The organism is Shewanella waksmanii, from assembly GCF_043643685.1.
In the GTDB taxonomy this organism is placed as follows: Bacteria; Pseudomonadota; Gammaproteobacteria; order Enterobacterales; family Shewanellaceae; genus Shewanella; species Shewanella waksmanii_A.
In genome coordinates, this window is sequence record NZ_JBHZSN010000003.1 from 75,454 (window position 1) to 95,430 (window position 19,977).

General features: G+C 43.1%; 23 protein-coding genes. 7 read left to right on the top strand and 16 right to left on the bottom strand.

What is annotated here, in order from left to right; genetic code table 11:
• Window positions 1–22: 22 nt before the first annotated feature.
• The 5 genes from ACHUFW_RS05385 to ACHUFW_RS05405 all read right to left on the bottom strand — a co-directional run bounded on the left by ACHUFW_RS05385 (window position 23) and on the right by ACHUFW_RS05405 (window position 1,327).
• Window positions 23–589, bottom strand: coding sequence for a glycine-rich domain-containing protein (locus ACHUFW_RS05385; protein WP_394201246.1), 567 nt, complete (start codon window positions 587–589; stop codon window positions 23–25).
• 102 nt (window positions 590–691) lie between these two features.
• Entirely contained in the window at window positions 692–826 is a 135-nt protein-coding gene (locus ACHUFW_RS05390) for a hypothetical protein (RefSeq protein WP_394201248.1), read from the bottom strand.
• Between the two features lie 30 nt (window positions 827–856).
• Window positions 857–991: a hypothetical protein gene (locus ACHUFW_RS05395; protein ID WP_394201249.1), complete on the bottom strand. Its 135-nt coding sequence runs from the start codon at window positions 989–991 to the stop codon at window positions 857–859.
• Between the two features lie 32 nt (window positions 992–1,023).
• Complete coding sequence (locus ACHUFW_RS05400; protein WP_394201251.1) at window positions 1,024–1,158, bottom strand: hypothetical protein; 135 nt, start codon at window positions 1,156–1,158, stop codon at window positions 1,024–1,026.
• 34 nt (window positions 1,159–1,192) lie between these two features.
• Window positions 1,193–1,327 (bottom strand): hypothetical protein, encoded by a 135-nt coding sequence (locus ACHUFW_RS05405; protein WP_394201253.1) that lies wholly within the window; start codon window positions 1,325–1,327, stop codon window positions 1,193–1,195.
• A 583-nt stretch (window positions 1,328–1,910) separates the two neighbouring features.
• On the opposite strand from ACHUFW_RS05405, the gene ACHUFW_RS05410 reads away from it, so the two are divergent.
• Window positions 1,911–2,258 carry a DUF4144 family protein gene (locus ACHUFW_RS05410; RefSeq protein ID WP_394201255.1) on the top strand — a complete coding sequence of 116 codons (348 nt, stop codon included), beginning with the start codon at window positions 1,911–1,913 and terminating at the stop codon, window positions 2,256–2,258.
• A 76-nt stretch (window positions 2,259–2,334) separates the two neighbouring features.
• On the opposite strand, the gene ACHUFW_RS05415 is transcribed toward ACHUFW_RS05410, so the two are convergent.
• The 5 genes from ACHUFW_RS05415 to mpl all read right to left on the bottom strand — a co-directional run bounded on the left by ACHUFW_RS05415 (window position 2,335) and on the right by mpl (window position 6,767).
• Complete coding sequence (locus ACHUFW_RS05415) at window positions 2,335–3,105, bottom strand: ABC transporter permease (RefSeq protein WP_394201708.1); 771 nt, start codon at window positions 3,103–3,105, stop codon at window positions 2,335–2,337.
• A 19-nt stretch (window positions 3,106–3,124) separates the two neighbouring features.
• On the bottom strand, window positions 3,125–4,066 hold the full coding sequence (locus tag ACHUFW_RS05420) for an ABC transporter ATP-binding protein (RefSeq protein WP_394201257.1): 942 nt from the start codon (window positions 4,064–4,066) through the stop codon (window positions 3,125–3,127).
• A 79-nt stretch (window positions 4,067–4,145) separates the two neighbouring features.
• Window positions 4,146–4,676 carry a hypoxanthine phosphoribosyltransferase gene (hpt, locus tag ACHUFW_RS05425; protein ID WP_394201258.1) on the bottom strand — a complete coding sequence of 177 codons (531 nt, stop codon included), beginning with the start codon at window positions 4,674–4,676 and terminating at the stop codon, window positions 4,146–4,148.
• Window positions 4,677–4,693: 17 nt separating this feature from the next.
• Window positions 4,694–5,353 (bottom strand): flavin prenyltransferase UbiX, encoded by a 660-nt coding sequence (locus tag ACHUFW_RS05430; protein WP_394201260.1) that lies wholly within the window; start codon window positions 5,351–5,353, stop codon window positions 4,694–4,696.
• Between the two features lie 28 nt (window positions 5,354–5,381).
• Window positions 5,382–6,767 carry a UDP-N-acetylmuramate:L-alanyl-gamma-D-glutamyl-meso-diaminopimelate ligase gene (mpl, locus tag ACHUFW_RS05435; protein ID WP_394201262.1) on the bottom strand — a complete coding sequence of 462 codons (1,386 nt, stop codon included), beginning with the start codon at window positions 6,765–6,767 and terminating at the stop codon, window positions 5,382–5,384.
• Between the two features lie 331 nt (window positions 6,768–7,098).
• Between mpl and ACHUFW_RS05440 the strand changes: the two genes are divergently transcribed.
• Entirely contained in the window at window positions 7,099–7,809 is a 711-nt protein-coding gene (locus tag ACHUFW_RS05440; RefSeq protein WP_394201263.1) for an oxidative stress defense protein, read from the top strand.
• A gap of 60 nt (window positions 7,810–7,869) precedes the next feature.
• Here the strand turns inward: ACHUFW_RS05440 and ACHUFW_RS05445 are convergent, their stop codons facing one another.
• On the bottom strand, window positions 7,870–9,933 hold the full coding sequence (locus ACHUFW_RS05445) for a TonB-dependent receptor (RefSeq protein WP_394201265.1): 2,064 nt from the start codon (window positions 9,931–9,933) through the stop codon (window positions 7,870–7,872).
• A 155-nt stretch (window positions 9,934–10,088) separates the two neighbouring features.
• Here ACHUFW_RS05445 and ACHUFW_RS05450 point away from each other — a divergent pair, with 155 nt between their 5' ends.
• The 4 genes from ACHUFW_RS05450 to ACHUFW_RS05465 all read left to right on the top strand — a co-directional run bounded on the left by ACHUFW_RS05450 (window position 10,089) and on the right by ACHUFW_RS05465 (window position 12,763).
• Window positions 10,089–10,352 carry a hypothetical protein gene (locus tag ACHUFW_RS05450; protein ID WP_394201267.1) on the top strand — a complete coding sequence of 88 codons (264 nt, stop codon included), beginning with the start codon at window positions 10,089–10,091 and terminating at the stop codon, window positions 10,350–10,352.
• On the top strand, window positions 10,349–10,648 hold the full coding sequence (locus ACHUFW_RS05455; protein WP_394201268.1) for a hypothetical protein: 300 nt from the start codon (window positions 10,349–10,351) through the stop codon (window positions 10,646–10,648). The genes ACHUFW_RS05450 and ACHUFW_RS05455 overlap by 4 nt, the downstream gene beginning before the upstream one ends.
• A complete protein-coding gene (locus ACHUFW_RS05460) occupies window positions 10,645–12,255 on the top strand; it encodes a PepSY-associated TM helix domain-containing protein (RefSeq protein WP_394201270.1) in 1,611 nt (536 codons plus the stop codon). The genes ACHUFW_RS05455 and ACHUFW_RS05460 overlap by 4 nt, the downstream gene beginning before the upstream one ends.
• 244 nt (window positions 12,256–12,499) lie before the next feature.
• A complete protein-coding gene (locus ACHUFW_RS05465) occupies window positions 12,500–12,763 on the top strand; it encodes a hypothetical protein (protein WP_394201272.1) in 264 nt (87 codons plus the stop codon).
• Here ACHUFW_RS05465 and ACHUFW_RS05470 read toward each other — a convergent pair whose 3' ends face one another.
• The 5 genes from ACHUFW_RS05470 to ACHUFW_RS05490 all read right to left on the bottom strand — a co-directional run bounded on the left by ACHUFW_RS05470 (window position 12,764) and on the right by ACHUFW_RS05490 (window position 18,240).
• A complete protein-coding gene (locus ACHUFW_RS05470) occupies window positions 12,764–13,294 on the bottom strand; it encodes a hypothetical protein (protein WP_394201273.1) in 531 nt (176 codons plus the stop codon).
• Window positions 13,295–13,892: 598 nt separating this feature from the next.
• Window positions 13,893–15,077 carry a potassium/proton antiporter gene (locus ACHUFW_RS05475; RefSeq protein WP_394201275.1) on the bottom strand — a complete coding sequence of 395 codons (1,185 nt, stop codon included), beginning with the start codon at window positions 15,075–15,077 and terminating at the stop codon, window positions 13,893–13,895.
• A 210-nt stretch (window positions 15,078–15,287) separates the two neighbouring features.
• Window positions 15,288–16,076 carry a prolipoprotein diacylglyceryl transferase gene (gene lgt / locus ACHUFW_RS05480; protein WP_394201276.1) on the bottom strand — a complete coding sequence of 263 codons (789 nt, stop codon included), beginning with the start codon at window positions 16,074–16,076 and terminating at the stop codon, window positions 15,288–15,290.
• A 151-nt stretch (window positions 16,077–16,227) separates the two neighbouring features.
• Window positions 16,228–17,685 carry an NAD-dependent succinate-semialdehyde dehydrogenase gene (locus tag ACHUFW_RS05485; protein ID WP_394201277.1) on the bottom strand — a complete coding sequence of 486 codons (1,458 nt, stop codon included), beginning with the start codon at window positions 17,683–17,685 and terminating at the stop codon, window positions 16,228–16,230.
• Window positions 17,686–17,703: 18 nt separating this feature from the next.
• Window positions 17,704–18,240 (bottom strand): DUF3087 family protein, encoded by a 537-nt coding sequence (locus tag ACHUFW_RS05490; protein WP_394201279.1) that lies wholly within the window; start codon window positions 18,238–18,240, stop codon window positions 17,704–17,706.
• 319 nt (window positions 18,241–18,559) lie between these two features.
• Between ACHUFW_RS05490 and ACHUFW_RS05495 the strand changes: the two genes are divergently transcribed.
• On the top strand, window positions 18,560–19,903 hold the full coding sequence (locus tag ACHUFW_RS05495) for a Na+/H+ antiporter NhaC family protein (RefSeq protein ID WP_394201280.1): 1,344 nt from the start codon (window positions 18,560–18,562) through the stop codon (window positions 19,901–19,903).
• The last annotated feature ends 74 nt before the right edge of the window (window positions 19,904–19,977 follow it).

The window sequence follows — 19,977 nt, forward strand, 5'->3', positions numbered from 1 at the left end:
TTCTCCAAGAGTTACTTCAACGCTAAGCTGCTGCTTGCCTTACTTGCTTGGCATGTTCTATTTCTTCACGCTTTTTCTGTTGACGTACTTGTTCGGCTTCATAAGCCATCCTAGCCAGGGTCTCAGCGTCATACTTTTTAGGAAAAACTTTGTACCAACGAATGAAGGTGTCCTCTCCTAAGCGGTCATAAACAAACTCATACTGCCAACGCTTCGACTCCATAATGTCGTGCTTACGCTCGGCAATAGTCATGTCTTTGGTACGTTGCTGCTCACGCTCCACTTCTCTTTTTGAATGCGGGGCGTGATGACAAAAACGACCAAAATAGGTTTGGCAAAACTGCGCATATTCGCGGGAAAATAGAATGAAGTTGTGCCACATCTCATCCAATACAAGTAAGGCACTATCAATAACAACGGGCTTTTTGATACCGGAGTGCTTAACTTCATTAGCCATCCAAAGCCAACGCTTAACATCATCAAACAACAGTTCTGCTTCTTTTTCCTCAACAGCAAAAATCTTGACGAACCGATCAATGACATCTTGATTCTTGTAAGCCATGACTGACTCTAAGCTTGGGTTGTTCATGTCGTTCTCCTTAACGAAAAATTAGTGGGGAGTTGCCTCCCCTTAACTAATCATGTGTTAGCTAGGGCCTCATTAGTTAATGAGGCCTAACTCGTCTAGCGACTAGTGCTCGAACAAGCACTCGATACAGCTGATGCAGCTGATACGGCACAAATCGATATCTAACTGGCCACCAGAAACATTGTCTAGTAACGCTTCTTCAATTAGCTCCACTTTGTTTTGTTGTTGATTTTCCATGATTCTTTCCTTAGATAATTGCAGTTCTTCTTAGTGTTCAAACAAACATTCGATGCAGCTAATGCAGCTGATACGACACAAATCGATATCCAACTGACCACCTGAAACATTGTCTAGTAGTGCTTCTTCAATTAACTCAACTTTATTTTGCTCTTGGTTTTCCATGAATCTTTCCTTAGATAGTGTTCAATTGTGAATTAGTGCTGAAATAGACATTCAATGCAGCTGATGCAGCTAATGCGGCACAAGTCGATGTCCAGTTGGCCACCAGAAACATTGTCTAATAGCGCTTCTTCAATCAGTTCAACTTTGTTTTGTTGTTGATTTTCCATGACTCTTTCCTTAGATAGTTGTTTAGATAGTGAATTAGTGTTGGAATAGACATTCGATGCAGCTGATGCAGCTGATATGGCATATATCAATATCCAATTGACCACCTGAAACATTGTCTAATAGCGCTTCTTCAATTAGTTCAACTTTGTTTTGATCTTGGTTTTCCATTGTCTTTCCTTAGCTTCGATGTACTAGTTTTGATGAACTAGCTTTGATGTATTTCCAATTTAGTGACTCAATGAACCTTCAATGCCTACTTTTGCGCAGCGATTAAAACCGATACCTCAATCCTGCGACCCTCAGACTCCATGTCTTAGGGCCTCTTTAATCAGTTGTAATTTGCAATCACTTTCCATGCCTTCTTGCACTGCACCTTGTATTACAAGTAGTACTACTGAGGTGTCATTCAATCTGTGCTTATTGCCAAACTTAAAGCTTGCTGCCTGATGCTAATTATCAAAGCAATGACTCGTCGTTGGCTGAGTTCATTTAGCGTTACAAAGCACGATTTATCTAGGAGCTTGTCGGGATAGACCAAGGATGGAGACGGGTAAAGACACTGGGAACAAAAATATAATAATGTATTGATTTAAAATAAAATTAACTTTAAACCCTCCCAAAAACACCCCATAAAACGATGAAAAAACATTCAACAAAATAGCAGAAGATTCCCGCTAATCCGCTGTAAGCTTGTCGTCGATTTCATATTGTGATTTAGTAAATGGGTTACACAAATCAAAGAGAAAATAGCATGCAGCAAGCTACACAGCCGAGTTGGCCGATAATGATGACGGTAAGTGATAGTGATGAGTTGGTACTACTGCCCGACTTAGACAGTTTGCAGCAAGAATTGGCAGTTAATCTGCAATACCAGCATTTGATTGATAGCAATGGCTATTACTATCAAGTAGCACATGAAGGCAATGCGATTGCGCCACATAAACTGCAATTAGCGCCACTTAACAAACAACCGATTGCAATTGCAGATTTGTTAGATAAAGTGCGGCGACATGCTAGTTTGGTAGACCAGTGTTGCAGTGCCAAGATGACTGCCACCGAATATGGGCAAGTGTTCGAAATGTTGGCCTATTTAGATTAAGCCAATAACATCATGCTTTTAACGTTTACCTAACGGACTAGCTGCTACAACAACTAGCCCATTGGCCATATAAAACTTAGGTACGTAAACCTATACCACGGCTAATCAGATAATAAGCTATCGCCCACAATCCAATACAAAATGTCAGCATCACCGCTATTGAAACTGGCACACTCATGTCTGCATAACCAAGAAAACCATAACGGAACACGTTAATCATATAAACCACAGGGTTTAATTGAGAGACACCTTGCCAAAATCCTGGTAATAAACTTAACGAGTAGAATACTCCCCCCAAATAAGTCAGCGGTGTTAAAACAAACGTCGGCACTATGCTGATGTCATCATAACTTTTGGCAAAAACCGCATTAATTAATCCACCGAGTGCGAATAATATTGAGGTTAATAACACGGTAATCGCGACAAGCCCTGCATGATGCAAGCTAATATCAACAAAAAACATCGCCACCATGGTTACGATAAGCCCCACACATAAACCTCTAGCAACACCGCCGCCAACGTAACCGGCAATCATCACATAATGCGGGACAGGAGCAACAATGAGCTCTTCTAAATTTCGCTGGAATTTGGCACTAAAAAATGATGACGCCACATTAGAGTATGACGCTGTGATCACCGACATCATGATCAACCCGGGAGCAATAAACTCCATGTAGCTTACTCCACCCATTTCGCCAATTCGCTTACCAACCAAATTGCCAAAAATCAAAAAGTACAAGGTCATACTAATTGCGGGCGGCACTAAAGTTTGCACCCAAATTCGCGTAAAACGGTTTATCTCTTTGGTGAGAATACTTTTAAAAGCGGTAAAATATAGCGATTTCATATTCAACTGCTGACTCATACTATACCTCTCCTTTGGCTTTACCTTGCTCAACAAGCTCGACAAATAGCTCCTCTAAACGATTAGCTTTGTTGCGCATCGACAACACCGCAATACCTTGTTCAGTCAATTGAGAAAACACCTTATTAATACTATGATCTTTAGCCACATCAACTTCTAAGGTATGCGGATCAGTCAAACGACAAACCATCCCCGCTAACACAGGCGCTTGTTGAATATCGGCAGCCAGATCTAAAATAAACGTCTCTAGATTTAAGCGGCTGAGTAATGATTTCATACTGGTACACTCAACCAATACCCCTTTATCAATAATGCCAATGTTTCGACATAGCATTTCCGCTTCTTCAAGATAATGGGTAGTGAGAATAATCGTGACGCCTTGCTGGTTTAACTCGGTAAGGAAGGTCCACATAGACCGGCGTAACTCAATATCAACACCTGCTGTGGGTTCATCAAGAATGAGGAGCTTGGGCTCATGCATTAATGCCCTTGCAATCATTAAACGACGTTTCATCCCGCCAGATAATGCTCGCGCCGGACTGTCTCTTTTTTCCCATAAATCGAGTTGGGTCAGGTATTTTTCAGCCCGCTGCATGGCAACATCTCGAGAAACACCATAATAGCCTGCTTGATTCACGACAATTTGAATCACCTTTTCAAATTGGTTGAAGTTAAACTCTTGCGGCACTAGACCAATTGAAAGCTTAGCCAGTTCAAGTTGCTGATCAATATCATGCTCAAATACTTTAACCGAACCGGCAGTCTTTTGTACTAAAGAGCTTATAACACCAATGGTTGTTGACTTACCTGCACCATTAGGCCCTAACAATGCGAAAAAATCACCGGCAGCAACCTTCAGGCTAATACCCTTAACTGCCTCAACACCACCTTTATAGGTTTTTCTTAGACCTTCGATCTCCAAGGCATATTCATTCGTTGCCATGTAAAACATCCATTCTTTCTACAAGCTAAAAACAAAAACTCCTGCCTAAGCAGGAGTCATTAATTAACACACTATCGCATTAATCGAGTGGAACGACCTTAGCAATATAAGGTAAGTTGCGATACTGCTCAGCATAGTCGATACCATAGCCTACGATAAACTCATCGGGAATAGTAAAGCCGACAAAGTCTACTGGCACATCCACTTCTCGACGCTCAGGCTTGTCGAGTAATGTACATAACGCTAGGCTCTTTGGCTCTCGCAGTAAAAGCATGTCACGCACTTTGTTTAAGGTGTTACCCGAATCGATAAGGTCTTCAACAATAAGCACGTCACGACCTTCGATGTCTGATTGCACATCTTTCAGTATTTTCACATCACGTGAACTGGTCATTGCGTTGCCGTAACTTGAAACAGACATAAAGTCGATTTCAACATGACCCTTAATACGACGGCATAAGTCAGCCATAAAGACCACTGAACCTTTCAGCAAGCCGATCATTAGCAGACGTTCACTGTCCTGATAGTGGGCATTGATCCTTTCAGCCAATATATCCAGTTTCTGGTCGATCTCTTCAGCAGAGATCATCACTTCTGTGGTGTGTTTCATACGATTCTCAAATTGTCTTATTTGTCACCAACGTCAGCATGATGTTTATCATAGCCCCAACGTTGGGTTAATACATGCTCGATACCAAGATGGTCTAAAATGCGAGCGACCATGAAGTCTACCAGATCTTCCACTGATTTGGGACTATGATAAAACCCTGGGGCTGCTGGCATAATCGTTGCGCCTAGCCGTGATAATGACAACATATGTTCTAAGTGTATGGCACTAAAAGGCGTTTCTCTAGGAACTAAAATGAGTTGTCCCCGCTCTTTTATCACCACATCTGCGGCACGCTCTAACAAACTATTGCTCATTCCCGTTGCGACCGCCGCGAGCGTCCCGGTACTACAGGGGCAGATAATCATCTGCTTAGGCGCTGCAGAGCCTGATGCCGGAGGTGAAAACCACTCATCTTTTCCAAGTACATGCAATGAGCCTGATACCGCAATGCCTCGCTGCTCGAATAGCTGCAACAGTTGCTGCTGCGCTTTTTCTCCATTGGCGCTGAGCTGCAAACCATGCTCTGCAGCCAACACCACACGCGCAGCACTGGAGATCATTAAAAACACTTGATAGTCAGCACTTAGTAAACATTGCAGTAATTTAATACCATAGGGCGCGCCGGACGCGCCGGTCCAAGCTAAGCTAATTGCTTTGCTTGTACGTGGATAATTCATCGCTATTTTCTCTTCGCCATCGGTTGCGTTAACAATTAAGCTGATTCAGCAACTTATTATGAATACCGCCAAAACCGCCATTGCTCATAACAATAATAGTATCCCCGGGTTTGGCCTGCGCGACCACCTGAGTGACAATCTCATCTATGTCAGTTAGCACGGTAACCGGAATACTGGCTTGCTCCATCGCATCACTGAGATTCCAACTCACATTATCCGCTTGATATAACCAAGCACAATCAGCAAGTTGCATAGAGTCGGCCAAGGTCGCCTTGTGTACACCACTTTTCATGGTATTTGACCTAGGCTCTAGCACAACGATGATCTTACCTTGGTCAACTTTAGCTCGGCAGCCTTGTAAAGTGGTGGCGATTGCTGTGGGATGGTGGGCAAAATCATCATAAACAGCAACACCATTGACTGTTCCTAACAACTCCATGCGACGTTTGGGCGGCGCAAATGTCATCAGTGATTTTATCGCTTCACTAGGTTTAACTCCCACATGTCGCGCAGCTGCTATCGCCATCACTGCATTTTCAAGATTGTGCTGCCCAATCAATTGCCAATCAACAATACCTTGGCTCTCACCGTCAAACATCACCTCAAAGCAATGGCTGTCTTGCGCTAGTGGCTTGGCAGACCATCCCATCTCGCCACCTTTCGCAGCGGCAAATGAGTGGTAAGTTTCCTGCTCACTCCAACAACCACGCTCGATAACATTTTGTACCGCTTCACTCTCTGCGGGCCATATTACTTTACCCTGACCAGGCACTGTTCGGATAACGTGGTTAAATTGCTTTTGAATCGCGTTGAGGTCTTCAAAAATATCCGCATGGTCAAACTCTAAGTTGTTAATCACTAGGGTTCTAGGATGGTAATGCACAAACTTAGAGCGCTTATCAAAAAAGGCGCTATCATATTCATCGGCTTCAACCACAAAAAATGGCGAATCTCCCAACCTTGCAGATACCCCAAAGTTTTGCGGTACCCCTCCGATAAGAAAACCTGGCTGATAACCGCAATCTTCCAATATCCACGCTAACATACTGGCAGTGGAAGTCTTACCATGGGTACCAGATACAGCCAACACCCAACGCTGCACCAAAATGTGATCCGCAAGAAACTGCGGACCTGAAGTGTATTTCAAACCACGATTAAGTACCGCTTCGACACAAGGGTTTCCGCGGCTCATGGCATTGCCGATGACCACTATATCAGGGGCATCATCTTCATTCTCACCGAGCTGGGCAGGATCAAACCCTTGAATGAGTTCTATGCCTTGCTGCTCAAGCTGAGTACTCATTGGTGGATAGACATTGGCATCGCTGCCCGTCACCTTGTGCCCCATCGCTCTAGCGAGCAGAGCTAAGCCGCCCATAAAAGTGCCACAAATCCCTAAAATATGTACATGCATGTTGTTTGGCTCTCAACGGTGATTACTGCCGCCATTCTAATCTATCAACCCACTTAATGTCAGTGTTACTGCGACAGTTTGCTAGAGGCTATTGTTCTGGTGAGTTAATTTTTACCGCTAGCTGTTGGTTATTTAAACAAACTAGACGCTCAGTTATTCGATAAGACCTGATAAGAAACGATAACTCAGCATCAATGCGTAACCCGCCCTTATGCATAGCACAGCTAACTTTTTCAGCGCCCAATAAAAAAATAACCCTTTTATCAAACTCCACCGTTTATAGCAGTAAAGCAACTGGCTCTTATCCGCATTTTTCATTTAGGAGAACAAGATGAAAACATCTCTATTCAACGCTATCTTTGCCGCAGCTGCGATGACAACATTGCCTTTCACATCGAGTTATGCGGCGGAACTCACGTTTCCACATATCGAAACCATAGGCACCAGCCAAGTATCCATTGCCGCCGATACGGCCATTGTGAATGTAGAAGTGGTTGTAAAAGAAGACACGGCCAGCGCTGCTAAGCGTAGCTCTGATACTGCAGTGGCTGAATTTATTAAACGCCTTAAAGCCCAAGGTATTGCTGGTAAAGATATTCAAAGTGCTAACATTCGACTCAGTCCACGTCATCTCTATGATGCTGAGACCCGCACCAATAAAGAGGTTGGTTATCAAGCGCGCCGCCAAGTCACCGTCACCGTGACAGAAATCGATAAGCTAAATGCCATTTTAGATAGTGCGCTTGCCAATGGCATCAACAAAATCAACCACATTAGTTTTAAAGCCAGTAAAGAGGAGCACATTATCGCGCAGGCTCGCAGTGAGGCGATAAAAGATGCCCAACAAAAAGCCCAAGCATTAGCAGCAGGGTTTGATAGGGAACTCGATGGGGTTTGGCAAATTCGCTACTATGATCAACGCCCTGTTCAACCCGCTATGTATCGAATGAACGCCGCGATGGAAGCCGACGTTGCCGAAAGTTATCAGCAAGCTCAAACCACGATTAGCGACAGAGTCGAAGTGATTTACCGATTAAAGTAACGAAAACTAGCCATAATGAAAATAAAGCCCTGACATCATCAATGTCAGGGCTTAAACCTATCAGAAATTATAAGTTACATTAACGCCCACATTTCGAGGATCAACAATGGCATTATAGCCTTCTGGGTACCATGGGCTTGGTGGATCTGTTACGGTGACAGCTTGCTCATCAAATAGATTGTTAACAAACGCACTAACGCGCCAAGCATCACTGATGTAGTCAACGTTAAAACGACTAATCACATAGTCTCCAGCTTTAAGCGCCTCAGTGTTGGCGATATCACCTTGATATTCGCTCACATAGTTCGCTGATATACCGAAACTAAACTCATCATTGAGCCAATATTTTAAACCTAGATTAGCAGTGAGATTAGGAGCAGAACTAAGCTCATTACCTATAATGTCGCCAAATTCAGGTGCCGCGGCTTTAATCTCACTTTCTAACAAACCTAAGCCAGAGCTTAACTGAAGATCATCGGTTAACATCGCCGTTAGCTCAGCTTCTAAACCATAAGTGATCGCTTGATCCACATTGGTAATGCGACGCTGGGTATTAGACGCTTGATAACCATCGAAGTCGTTGTAAAACAAGTTAGCACTTAAATTCACATCACCATTAGCAAAGCTACTACGAGAACTGAACTCATAAGTATCAACCGACTCTTCATCATAATAGTAATACAGGTTTTCCCGAGATAACGCGCCACCACCGGCGTTATATCCACGACGGGCACTCAGCGCCAGTGTGGTGGTATCGGTCACCAGGTATTGCAGCACTAATTTTGGTAACGTCACTGTATTATCGGTATCAAGATCTTCATCGATAACCCGGCCACCACTGCTCATAACAAAGTTTCGGTTTTGTTCATCGCGCATCACTCGACCACCTACAGTGAGGCGCCATTGTGGTGCAAAACCATAAGTCACTTCACCATATACTGATGCGGAGGTACTACTATCATCACCACCATAGACATAGCCACCGGTACTGGCAAAGTCTTGCTTACGCTCATAGTAAGCCAAACCTAAAAAGCCATTAAACTCAGGATCATCCAAGCCAAAAGTATATTTACCATCTAGGGTGTAACTTTTATCATCCATCTGCACATTTTGCTGACGAGCAACTTGAGCTTCATAGGTTTGGAAGCCCCATTGATAGTCCATATAAGCAAGCAATAAATCGAGCGATTGCCCTTGACCTAAATCATAATCAAACTTGACTGAATGGGTATCAGACTCAGTATCCATGTAGCGATGTGAAAGTGGTTTGTATTCCCATGGATCATCACCAATATAATATTTACGACCTGAGTTACCTTTCTCACGATTCAGCGCGTAGGTATACATGACTTTTAATGCATCAAGTGATGCGGGTTGCCATAATACTTTGGCGCGCACACGACTTGTTTTAAGTTCTTTTTGGTCGAAAGAATCAGGATTGGAGTCATATATCACTTCTTGGTTATAGTTTTCTCCATCAACATGTTGGCCGGTAATTCGAAAAGCCACTTGGTCATCAACAATGGGCCCAGACAACATAAAGGCACTATCAATAAAGCTATCTTGATTGCGATAACCTAAGCGCGCAGCACCATTCCAATCAAAAGTAGGATCGAGTGTTTTAATAAATACCGTTCCACCAATACTATTACGTCCATTGATGGTAGATTGTGGACCACGGAATACCTCTATCTGTTCAATATCCCATAGACCAGTATCACCGGTTAGATCCGCAACAAATGGCTCAGCAACGCCATCAATGAGTGTCGAAACCCGCGCCTTCGCTCCTCCGGTAAACGAATTGAAGCCCCCCGCGGCACCATTACCAGTCACACCTCGAATATCTGGGACAGCACCAGTTAATGCGACAATATTGGGGATTTCAGAAAGTGCACTTGAAACTGATAGGTATTGCCCGCTGTCTAGCGTTTCCTTATCAATAACAGATACAGAAGAAGTGGTATCTTTTAGGCTACGTTCTATTTTCTCGCCATGAACAGTAATAACTTCGATTGATTGTGTGGTCTCAGCATCAGCAACAGTCGCCGCGTGAACAGCAGATAATGCTGTGCAAGCCCAAATACTAGTCGCTACGATGCTCTTTTTAAATACCCTGTACTCCATGGGATACCTCAAATTTCCAATGAACAAATTGTGATACAGCTTGTAAAACCGCCACAATTTACGCCAAAACCCACAGCAATGCAATTGCGAATCATTAGCGTTTACATTACGATTGTTGTGGGATTTATACTGGAAAAAAGGAAGTTAACCGCATTATGTTTCAAATCATGGCATTCATTTTTACGCTGTTTGGTGCCTACACGCTTTACCTCACCAGCCGGCATCAACAGTGGCAAATTCGCCCCCTCAAAAAGTCATATCGATGGCTAAGTTACGGCCTATTTGCACTCGCCCTATATTGTTTTTCACTCAGCTTAAGCTTCACGCCAGCGTTATTTATGTGGCTGTTTAGCTCATCGACAGTACTGACATTGATGCCTTTGATGGCAGCGTTAAAAGTCAACAGGAGTCAATCATGAGTCGTTTAACTCAGGCGCAAAAGATTCAGCCTCACTGGTGGCAAAAGTCCATTTTCTCGACCTTGTTTGGCTTAACGCTAGCCTATGGTTTTGTTGCGATTTTTGCTTGGTTTGGACCTGGTGGCATTGATGCTGAGGTAAAGGTGCAGTTTAACATGTGGCTAACCGCCTTACTGTGGTTATTGCTGCTAAGTTTTAGTTTTTTATTTAAGACTGGCAAAAAAACCTTTGCCTACCTGCTACTGGCAAACCTAGCAACATACCTCACCTATGCAATGTTATGGTGGTTATCATGAAAATTCGGGCGGACATTTTAAGGCATTATCAAGTACTACACACATGGACCGGAATTATTGCCGGCTTAGTATTGTTTATCGGTTTTTACGCTGGTTCGTTGACCATGTTTAAACCGCAAATACAGCAATGGGCAACGCCACCAACTCAACAGCTAGCTTCAGTTGCAGCTGAGCAACTAGATACTTTAGTCTCTAAAGCTCAAAGTGAATTTGCTGAAGCCAAACAAGGCTTCATCATCAACCTGACCGACAATGCTTCACCAATGTATTGGTATGAAAATGGCGGCGGTCGCGGTATCAGGCTCGATGATGCTATTCGTCACGCAAGCATAGATGAATACGGTGAGTTGGTAACAACCGCCAGCAGTACCAATGAATTAGCAAACCTGATCGATCAGCTACACCGCACCGCTGGTATCGTGGGTAAAGTCGGCCACGAAGATCTTGGTGTGTTGATCTTAGGAATAGCTGCAGTGCTTTATTTTATAGCACTCATTTCTGGATTGATTTTTTTACTCCCCACCTTAGTAAAAAGCTTGTTTGCATTACGGCAAAACAAGGGGGCCAACCGATTCTGGTTAGATAGTCATAATCTTCTCGGTATCTTAAGTTACCCATTCCATGTGATCATTGCCTGGACCGTTGTAGTATTTGCTTTTCACGACTTATTTTATGGCGGCTTGAGCCTAATCTATGGTGATAAACCACTATTTGAACCTCAACCAAGAAGCGAAGTCACCTATACGGTTGACCAACTTGCTCCAATGCAAACCTATCTATTAAAAGCAAATGAAATTGCACCGAACTATGAAGTCACAAAGCTCGAGTTTTCCGGCCTAGAGGGCAGCAGGCCAAGCTTAGCAATAGAGGTAACCGCTGAAAGTAGAATGACGCGGGGCGGCTACAGCGACTTCATCTTCTTAAACCCTTACACAATGGATATTCAATTTACCACTGCAAACGCCGAAGAAAGCGGCGCTTATGCAGCCATTGTCACCAGCTTTTTCGGACTACACTTTGGCAACTATGCTGGCATGGCTGGCCGTTGGCTGTATTTTATTATGGGGTTATTGGGTGCCATGGTGTTCTACAGCGGTAACTTACTTTGGTTAGAAAAACGCCGCTTAAAGTCATCGGAACAGAGTAAGTCTTGTCGAATCATGGCTGCATTAACAGTTGGTGTGTGCTTAGGCTCCATGCTCGCTGTTGCTATAACCATATTAGCCACCAAATGGCTTTACCTATTAAGCGGCAACATTAACTCCCACTATATGTGGACTTACTACGCAGTATTTTTTGCGGCCATTGCCTACAGTTTTACTCGTGGCGCAGCAATTTCTGCAATCCATTGTTTATATAGCCTTGCCATTGCTTGTCTGTTTATTCCAATCAGTTCACTATTTAGCAACTATATTGCCAATAGTCCCTGGTACTTATCTTCAATGCCCGGATCCGCAGTAGACTGGGTTGCCATCATATTGGGAGTAGGCTTTTTCATCTTAGCCCGCAAAACCAAGCAGCGCGCACTATACGGCGAGCGAAATAGCATTTGGGCAATAACAACCGAATCTAAAGCAAGCCAACAGAACACTATACAGACTGTCTAAATAACAGACCTAAGTCACACCAATATTGCGGCCTAACTTTTCTCGAAAAGCTGGCCGCTTCATCGTTCTGCTGATTAACAACACGCCCGCAAATAAAGCAAAGTTGCCCAAACTTAGTGCATTCAGCCGTCAGCACCTTCCTTACAAATAATAAAAGCTCTATTAATCAATAAAGTAAATTAAGGCACGAACCATGCATACCCCTAAAGTGGTATAGACTGATAGATCTTAAGAGGAAGTAAATATGAGCCGTGCAATTAAACTTATCAGCCCAAAACTAGCTTACAAAATTGTTGAAGAAGTTAAACAACAGAATTGCCTACTATCTGAAGTCGCAAAAAGGCATGGTGTGTCGACCAAGCTTGTCTATCAACTTGTTAGGCAAAATGATCAACAAAACCAAACATATAAAGTAAGCCATTTGAAATTTGAAATTAATCAAGCAAAAACCAATTTAAAGCACTTAGTCAATGAGCTGACTCACCTGCAGCAATCATCGGTACAATGATTAATGGTAATTGGCCCGTAAATAAGGGCCACAATAGCGACGCGCATATAACAACCATAATCCAAATGCAGGCACCAGCAACATTAGTAGCTGATTGAAAAGCATCGCACTACTGAGGACTAAAATGCTCAGTAGTGTGAACTTAAAATCAAATTCTGGTTTATTGTCTTTGCCTGTTACCGCCAATGTAACGATAGCTAGCAGTAACAGGAACAGCCCGGATTGATAGTAGTTATTTAACCGTGCTTTTTCGCTAGCCTGCGGACCTTGGTAACTATGATTTGTTGCTTGCATCATCTGATATCTTGTAGATATATCAGATCCATAGATTCCACTATAGCTGCTGAATTTGCTGACATCATTAGCAAACTCAGAAGCGACCGGTGATGATAAAACATCCCGAGCAACTGCCGTATCGCGCGCCGCAATTTGTTCTAGCTGATTCAGGTTAAAAGCTGACAGGCCGTACAAAGAAAATATAACCAATGATATTAATATATTACGTGAGTTAACAAGTTGCAGTACCTTCATCACAGCTCCCTAACCAACACTATTTCATGCGGCTTACTTCTGAGTGATGTTGATATAATGCTACTTAGAAGCACGAAAAATCAACAATTAACCACACCACGTTACAAACTGATGCGAAATCCCAATAACCATCTCCTGATAACGTTTAATAATGCAAGTTTGATATAAACTAAATTTAAAACAATACGAGCAAATATAAACTGGCTACAATTAGTACTTTTGGGTAGTACAATATTTATATATTAATTCCTATTATGTCAGCGCAACAAATTAAAAAAGGAATTAAAATGAAAAATAAATTATTAAAAGCTACTGCAACGGTCGGAATTGGTATGGGGATTTTATTAGGTACGGTAGCGAACGCGACTCCGAGTAATTGGGAACAAAGATATTGTAATGAAAACCCAAGAGACTGTTACTGTGAATACCGAGGTGGGATAAAGTACTGTTTCATTAAGTAACAGCATTCAGAATAATAACAGACTATTGAGTGAGAGTGAGAGTGAGATTGAAATATCATCTCACTCATATAATTCAGCTTGTCGAATACTTTAATAGCACGTATATAAGATTACTTATTATTAATTTCATCAATCAATTATTGATTCAAACCTAACTTTCTTGCCAGTGGTTCCAATGCTGCCCCCTGTAATAAAATAGAGAACAACACAATAAAAAAGACCATATGCACAATATCTATCGCACCAGGAACCCCAGCAGTGGCTGGAATTAAGGCAAACACAATCGGTGTCGCTCCCTTTAATCCCACCACTGAAATTAATAATCGTTTTTTCCAACTAGCTCGAATGAAAGGTAAATAACATAATTGTACCGCCAGTGGTCGCGCCACAAACATCAACAAAAATGCCGGCACCAAAGAAACCATGAACACACTAAACAAGGTTTGTGGGAAGATCTGTAACCCTAAAATGATGAACATCAATGACTGTGCAAGCCAAGATAAGCTATTGAAAAAGTGTTTAGAAACTTCTCGACCTCGACTAATACCATTACCAATCACCACGCCCACCACATAGGATGCGATTAAGATATTGCCACCAAGTAACTCGCTGCCATAGGCCGCAATGATAAAACATGCGAGGATAAACACCGGTATTAAACCATATTCTTCAAGCTTGACATGGTTGAGTAAATATACCGCGAGCTTACCCAACAAATAGGCAAAAACGATACCGACAACAATTTGTTGCACTAAGGTAATGCTTATTTCGGTATAAGAAATTGCTTGCTGAGGCGCTAATGCAATTGCGGTCAATATCGTCACCATAACCAAAGCAACCGGGTCATTGGTCGCCGATTCAAACTCTAATACCGTATCAGTTTGCTCCTTGAGTTTTAATTTCTTAGATTCAAGTATCGAAAACACCGCAGCGGCATCGGTAGAGGACACTATCGCCGCAAACAGCAAACAGGTGATTAACTCCCAGCCTAGGATAAAATGCAGTAAAACCGCCAAGCTTAACGTGGTGAACAATACCCCAAATGTGGCAAGCACCCCGCCTTCTTTGTAAGCCAGCTTGATACTGGCAGTTGAAGTATTAATACCACCAACAAACACGATAATGTTTAGCGCAATTGCACCAACGGTCGAAGTTAAGGCCAAATTATCATAGACGAAATTAAACTCACCATTACCCAATGACAAACCTACGCCCATAAAAATCAGCAACGAAGGAATACCTAAGGTTTTAGAAGGATGGTGTAACAAGATACCTATTGCGACTAATACCGCGACACCCAGTAAGATCAATTCGTATGACATTAATACCTCATAGTTGGACTCATCAGTAAAGGCTTAATGGCCTAGACTAACAAGTGTGGGAGTTCTGCATTCATGAGCTGCATGACGCAATCTAAGCTTCGATATTATAACAGTTTTATCTTAGTTCAGTGTTAAGTAAACAGCGATATCACAACACAAAAAAGCCCAGCAAGTTGCTGAACTTTATCTAGTGAAAAACTACGCTCAAAGCTAACTTTGTTGCTGTTTGCCCAAATACGCTCTTGCAAGTAGTACCACACCCACTAGCAAAAAGGGAATGCTGAGTAACTGACCTGCACTAAATGTCCACTCATCAGCGTACACAGCCTGTTTCACTTTGACCATTTCAATCACAAAACGCGAGCTGAATACTAATACTAAAAATAGTCCAAAGATCGCACCATGACGCTGTTTCATTTGACTCACTTTAAACAACACAGCCAAGCAGATAAAAATCAATAAATAAGCAATGGCTTCGTAGAGCTGAGCAGGATGCCGTGGAATTAGGTCTACACGTTCAAACACAATGGCCCAAGGCACATCGGTCTGCACCCCTAAGATTTCCGAATTAACGAAGTTTGCCATTCGCACAAAAAATCCAAAAATCGCCGTAGCAATTGCCAAGCGATCAAGCAAAAATAGAAATGGCATTTTGACCTTACGATGGTAATAATACAAGGCTAAAATCGCGCCTAAACCGCCGCCATGGCTGGCTAGACCACCTTCCCAAATTGCAATGATTTTTGCTGGGTTAGCAAAGTAATAAGCAGGGTCATAAAATAGAACGTGAGCTAATCTCGCACCAACAATAATACCGACAACGCAGTAAATCAGTAAATTATCAAGTGACTCAACATCAAGATTCTCACTGATGTAAATACGCTTCATCACTTGATAACCACTAGCGATAGCGACCGCAAATAGCGCCCCATACCAATGCACCGTAAGCCCCATAAATGAGAACAAAACAGGATCGATGTTCCAAATAAAATGTTCCAAAATATAACCTTATAAAATCATTTGCTGCTATCACTAAAGCCTACCTTCAGTGTTTAGCATTTTATAGTTGCCACCGACGATAATACGCCAATCTCAATGATTTACTACCGTATGCTAAGTTAATTTAATCTTGTTAACTCAGCATTCGACATTAGATACTTAAACCGCCTAAACTCAGATACTTAATGTCCACATAGTCATCTAAGCCATACTTTGATCCTTCACGACCATGACCTGATTGCTTGATACCGCCAAAAGGTGCAGCAGCATTTGAAATTGCACCATCATTAATCCCTACCATGCCAAAATCTAGCGCTTCTGCCACTCGATGTACCCGTCCAATATCACGACTATAAAAATACGCTGCTAACCCATATTCAGTATCATTGGCCAGCGCAATAACGTCTTGCTCATTATCGAACACACTGATTGCCGCGATTGGGCCAAACACCTCATTACACATCACTGGCATCAAAGCTGTCACATCAGTGAGCACACATGGAGTCACAAGCAGATCCTTGTGCTGTTCATCTACCTCACCAGCAACCAAGTTAGCCCCCATAGCGATACTTTGTTGAACCCATTGAAGCATCTGTTGCTTCGCCTGAGATGATATTACTGGGCCAATTTGAGTCTCTGCATCTATACCATCACCAATAACCAAGTCGTTAACCCGTTCAATTAAGCCCTGAGTAAATTGCTGAGCAATATCCCTATGCAAATAGATGCGGTTCGCGCTGACACAAGTTTGTCCTGCGTTGCGAAACTTGACTGCCATCAAACCATCAAGCGCTGCTTCAATGTCGGCATCGTCAAATACAATAAACGGCGCATTTCCCCCTAGCTCTAACGACACACGCTTCACCCCTTGAGCACATTGGCCAGCCAACAGTTTCCCCACCCGTGTCGAGCCGGTAAAGGTAAATTTAGCCACAGCAGCATGTTGCGTGAGTATTTCGCCAGCACCTTGTGCATCATTGGTCACCACCACATTAAATACACCTGCAGGAATCCCTGCTTGGTGGGCTAACTCAGCTAAGGCTAACGCTGATAATGGCGTCAATGGCGAGGGCTTAACCACGAAAGTACATCCTGCAGCGAGCGCAGCCGCCGCTTTACGCGCAATCATGGCATTAGGGAAATTCCAAGGAGTAATTGCCGTCACGACGCCAACGGGTTGCTTAGTGACAATAATACGTTTATCGGCACTCGGCGGCATGATGGTATCACCATAAAGACGTTTGCCCTCTTCGGCAAACCACTCGATATAAGCAGCACCATATCGAATTTCCCCCATCGCTTCACTCAAAGGTTTACCTTGCTCAAGGGTCAGCAATCTAGCGAGGTCATCTTGATTGTCCAACATCAACTGATGCCAACGCATCAGTATTTTGGCTCTAGCTTGTGCTGTCATTTGCCGCCAGCACACTTTGGCTTTAAACGCAGCATTCACAGCAGCCTCTACTTGAGTGACGCTGCAGTCACCCACTTCGGCCAATGGCATACCTGTTGCCGGGTTAATGACAGCAAATGTTTGTGGTGCCGACGTCCACCTACCATCAATATAAGAGCTTGTTTGCAATAAACTCTGATTGGTCAATCCCAACATGTTATTTCTCCGCCAAAATCATTCCGATTGGTCAGTAGACCCTAACATCGACTCTTGAAAGTCATCGGCCCCAACTTGCAACCCTAGACGCTGAATTTGCTCCTCAACCGCTTGCAGCTCCTTTTCAACCGCAGACAAAGTTAAGGTGTTGTCATCTAACAAATAAACCAATTTTTGACTCTGAAAGTAAAAACAGAGCACTATCAATGCCTGACTGTCATCTTGCTCCGCTCGTTGACGCCACTTGCTTAACTGGCGGTAGATGCGGTTTTGTAAACTCTTTAATCGAGCGACATAAAACACTTCTGTTAGATAAGAATGGTGACGCAAACTGTATAACACAGTGGCGCACAAACTTGCCGCCAACACCACACCTAATAAGTTCCATTTAAAATTGCCAGTAGACTCGCCACTTATTGGTGCATTGTTGCCAAACCAACTAATAAGTAGCGTGCCAAACAGTAATGATAACATTGCCAATGCACCGATAAATACCGCGATGACACGATTCAGTCGGCGCCGGTATAGCGCCTTGTCTACCACAACTAATTTCACTTGCCTTACCACCTAGCTATTTCTGATGGCGATAAGGTTACCATGGGCAGTCATATTGATTAAGCACAGAAATCTTGCTATTTGCGTGTTGAGTTGGCACTTTAGAGCTAAATAAGCGCCCGCTGATATGTGATCGAGTGCACAGTTAGCTAACCTGCAAACATAGAAGTAAAAACATCTAGACGTCTAAATTGACAGACGTCTATGAATCTCATATGCTCTTGGCATTATGAAGAACCATTGCATTGAATGACAATGTGTTCCTGCAAGGAGGGCGCGGAACTGATGGTTTGCACGACTAGAATATAGAGAGAGCATTTTGACAACTTCGACCACGACCTCATCAAGCAATAAAGTAGCGCCTTCTTTTGTTGCGCTATTGCCACTATTTTTATTCCTAACCTTATTTATTGGCGCAGGCGTTTACTTCCAAAGCCAAGGCGTTGACTTCGCCTTTTATCAATTACCGAGTGTTGTCGCAATATTGCCTGCGATAATTTTAGGTATTTTACTTTCTAAACAAAAACTTAATCAAAGCATTGAAACATTTATCGGCGGTATCGGCCACAGCAATATCATTGCTATGTGCTTGATTTACCTGCTTGCGGGAGCCTTTGCGTCCGTGGCCAAAGCCACTGGCGGTGTAGATGCCACTGTGGCACTGGGTTTGTCCTTAGTGCCTTCCAGTTTATTGCTACCAGGCTTTTTTGTTATCGCAGCCTTCATTGCTACCGCAATGGGGACGTCAATGGGCACCATCGCCGCTGTTGCACCTATTGCACTGGGCGTCGCCACCGAAGCGGAAATCAATCTTGCAATTATGGCCGGTGCCGTGATTTCAGGGGCACTATTTGGGGATAACTTATCCATCATTTCTGACACCACTATCGCGTCAACCCGTACCCAGGGCTGTGAAATGAAGGATAAGTTCAGAGAAAACCTAATCTTTGCCATTCCAGCATCGATCATCACGTTAATTGTTTTTACCCTAGCAGGACAGGGGCAGGCTGAAGTTGCAGCACAAGAAATCGACTTTATAAAAGTAATCCCTTACCTCACCATTTTGTTTTTGGCTGTCGCTGGCTTGAATGTATTTGTGGTACTGACAGTAGGTATCCTACTTGCTGGTATCACCGGCCTATTCACCATGGATTATGGCGTCATTCAGTTTGGTCAAGATATCTATGCTGGCTTTACCAATATGCAAGAAATCTTCATCCTCTCTATGTTAGTGGGTGGTTTAGCGGCATTAATGCAACAGCAAGGCGGCTTGGCTTTTGTCAGCAAACAAATAGAAAAGTTAATTGCTAAGTTTTCTAAAGCAAAAGGTGAAGCCTCTACCCGCGCTTCAGAGCTAGGTATGGCGGGAATTGTGGCACTAACCAATACTTGTGTGGCTAACAATACCGTATCGATTGTTGTCAGTGGTGATATCGCTAAAGAACTTGCACAAAAACACCAAGTAACACCGAAGCGCGCTGCCAGTATTCTGGATATTTTCTCCTGTATTATTCAAGGTTTGATCCCGTACGGTGCTCAAGCTTTACTCATCGCTTCAACCTTTGGCATCAGCCCACTAGAAGCGGTAACCCACGCATGGTACTGTATGATTTTAGCGGTAGTAGCAATCTCGATTGTGATACTGCGCAAGCGCAGCCACTAAGTATTAAATCAGACAATATGTTAATGACATGTTGGTAATTACCCCGATATGACATACACTAGCTATCCTATGGA

What these genes read in the sequence shown, in the direction of transcription:
- ACHUFW_RS05385 (WP_394201246.1), bottom strand. Translation starts at nt 589, where the DNA reads ATGAACAACCCAAGCTTAGAGTCAGTCATGGCTTACAAGAATCAAGAT.
- ACHUFW_RS05390 (WP_394201248.1), bottom strand. Translation starts at nt 826, where the DNA reads ATGGAAAATCAACAACAAAACAAAGTGGAGCTAATTGAAGAAGCGTTA.
- ACHUFW_RS05395 (WP_394201249.1), bottom strand. Translation starts at nt 991, where the DNA reads ATGGAAAACCAAGAGCAAAATAAAGTTGAGTTAATTGAAGAAGCACTA.
- ACHUFW_RS05400 (WP_394201251.1), bottom strand. Translation starts at nt 1,158, where the DNA reads ATGGAAAATCAACAACAAAACAAAGTTGAACTGATTGAAGAAGCGCTA.
- ACHUFW_RS05405 (WP_394201253.1), bottom strand. Translation starts at nt 1,327, where the DNA reads ATGGAAAACCAAGATCAAAACAAAGTTGAACTAATTGAAGAAGCGCTA.
- ACHUFW_RS05410 (WP_394201255.1), top strand. Translation starts at nt 1,911, where the DNA reads ATGCAGCAAGCTACACAGCCGAGTTGGCCGATAATGATGACGGTAAGT.
- ACHUFW_RS05415 (WP_394201708.1), bottom strand. Translation starts at nt 3,105, where the DNA reads ATGAAATCGCTATATTTTACCGCTTTTAAAAGTATTCTCACCAAAGAG.
- ACHUFW_RS05420 (WP_394201257.1), bottom strand. Translation starts at nt 4,066, where the DNA reads ATGGCAACGAATGAATATGCCTTGGAGATCGAAGGTCTAAGAAAAACC.
- hpt (WP_394201258.1), bottom strand. Translation starts at nt 4,676, where the DNA reads ATGAAACACACCACAGAAGTGATGATCTCTGCTGAAGAGATCGACCAG.
- ACHUFW_RS05430 (WP_394201260.1), bottom strand. Translation starts at nt 5,353, where the DNA reads ATGAATTATCCACGTACAAGCAAAGCAATTAGCTTAGCTTGGACCGGC.
- mpl (WP_394201262.1), bottom strand. Translation starts at nt 6,767, where the DNA reads ATGCATGTACATATTTTAGGGATTTGTGGCACTTTTATGGGCGGCTTA.
- ACHUFW_RS05440 (WP_394201263.1), top strand. Translation starts at nt 7,099, where the DNA reads ATGAAAACATCTCTATTCAACGCTATCTTTGCCGCAGCTGCGATGACA.
- ACHUFW_RS05445 (WP_394201265.1), bottom strand. Translation starts at nt 9,933, where the DNA reads ATGGAGTACAGGGTATTTAAAAAGAGCATCGTAGCGACTAGTATTTGG.
- ACHUFW_RS05450 (WP_394201267.1), top strand. Translation starts at nt 10,089, where the DNA reads ATGTTTCAAATCATGGCATTCATTTTTACGCTGTTTGGTGCCTACACG.
- ACHUFW_RS05455 (WP_394201268.1), top strand. Translation starts at nt 10,349, where the DNA reads ATGAGTCGTTTAACTCAGGCGCAAAAGATTCAGCCTCACTGGTGGCAA.
- ACHUFW_RS05460 (WP_394201270.1), top strand. Translation starts at nt 10,645, where the DNA reads ATGAAAATTCGGGCGGACATTTTAAGGCATTATCAAGTACTACACACA.
- ACHUFW_RS05465 (WP_394201272.1), top strand. Translation starts at nt 12,500, where the DNA reads ATGAGCCGTGCAATTAAACTTATCAGCCCAAAACTAGCTTACAAAATT.
- ACHUFW_RS05470 (WP_394201273.1), bottom strand. Translation starts at nt 13,294, where the DNA reads ATGAAGGTACTGCAACTTGTTAACTCACGTAATATATTAATATCATTG.
- ACHUFW_RS05475 (WP_394201275.1), bottom strand. Translation starts at nt 15,077, where the DNA reads ATGTCATACGAATTGATCTTACTGGGTGTCGCGGTATTAGTCGCAATA.
- ACHUFW_RS05485 (WP_394201277.1), bottom strand. Translation starts at nt 17,685, where the DNA reads ATGTTGGGATTGACCAATCAGAGTTTATTGCAAACAAGCTCTTATATT.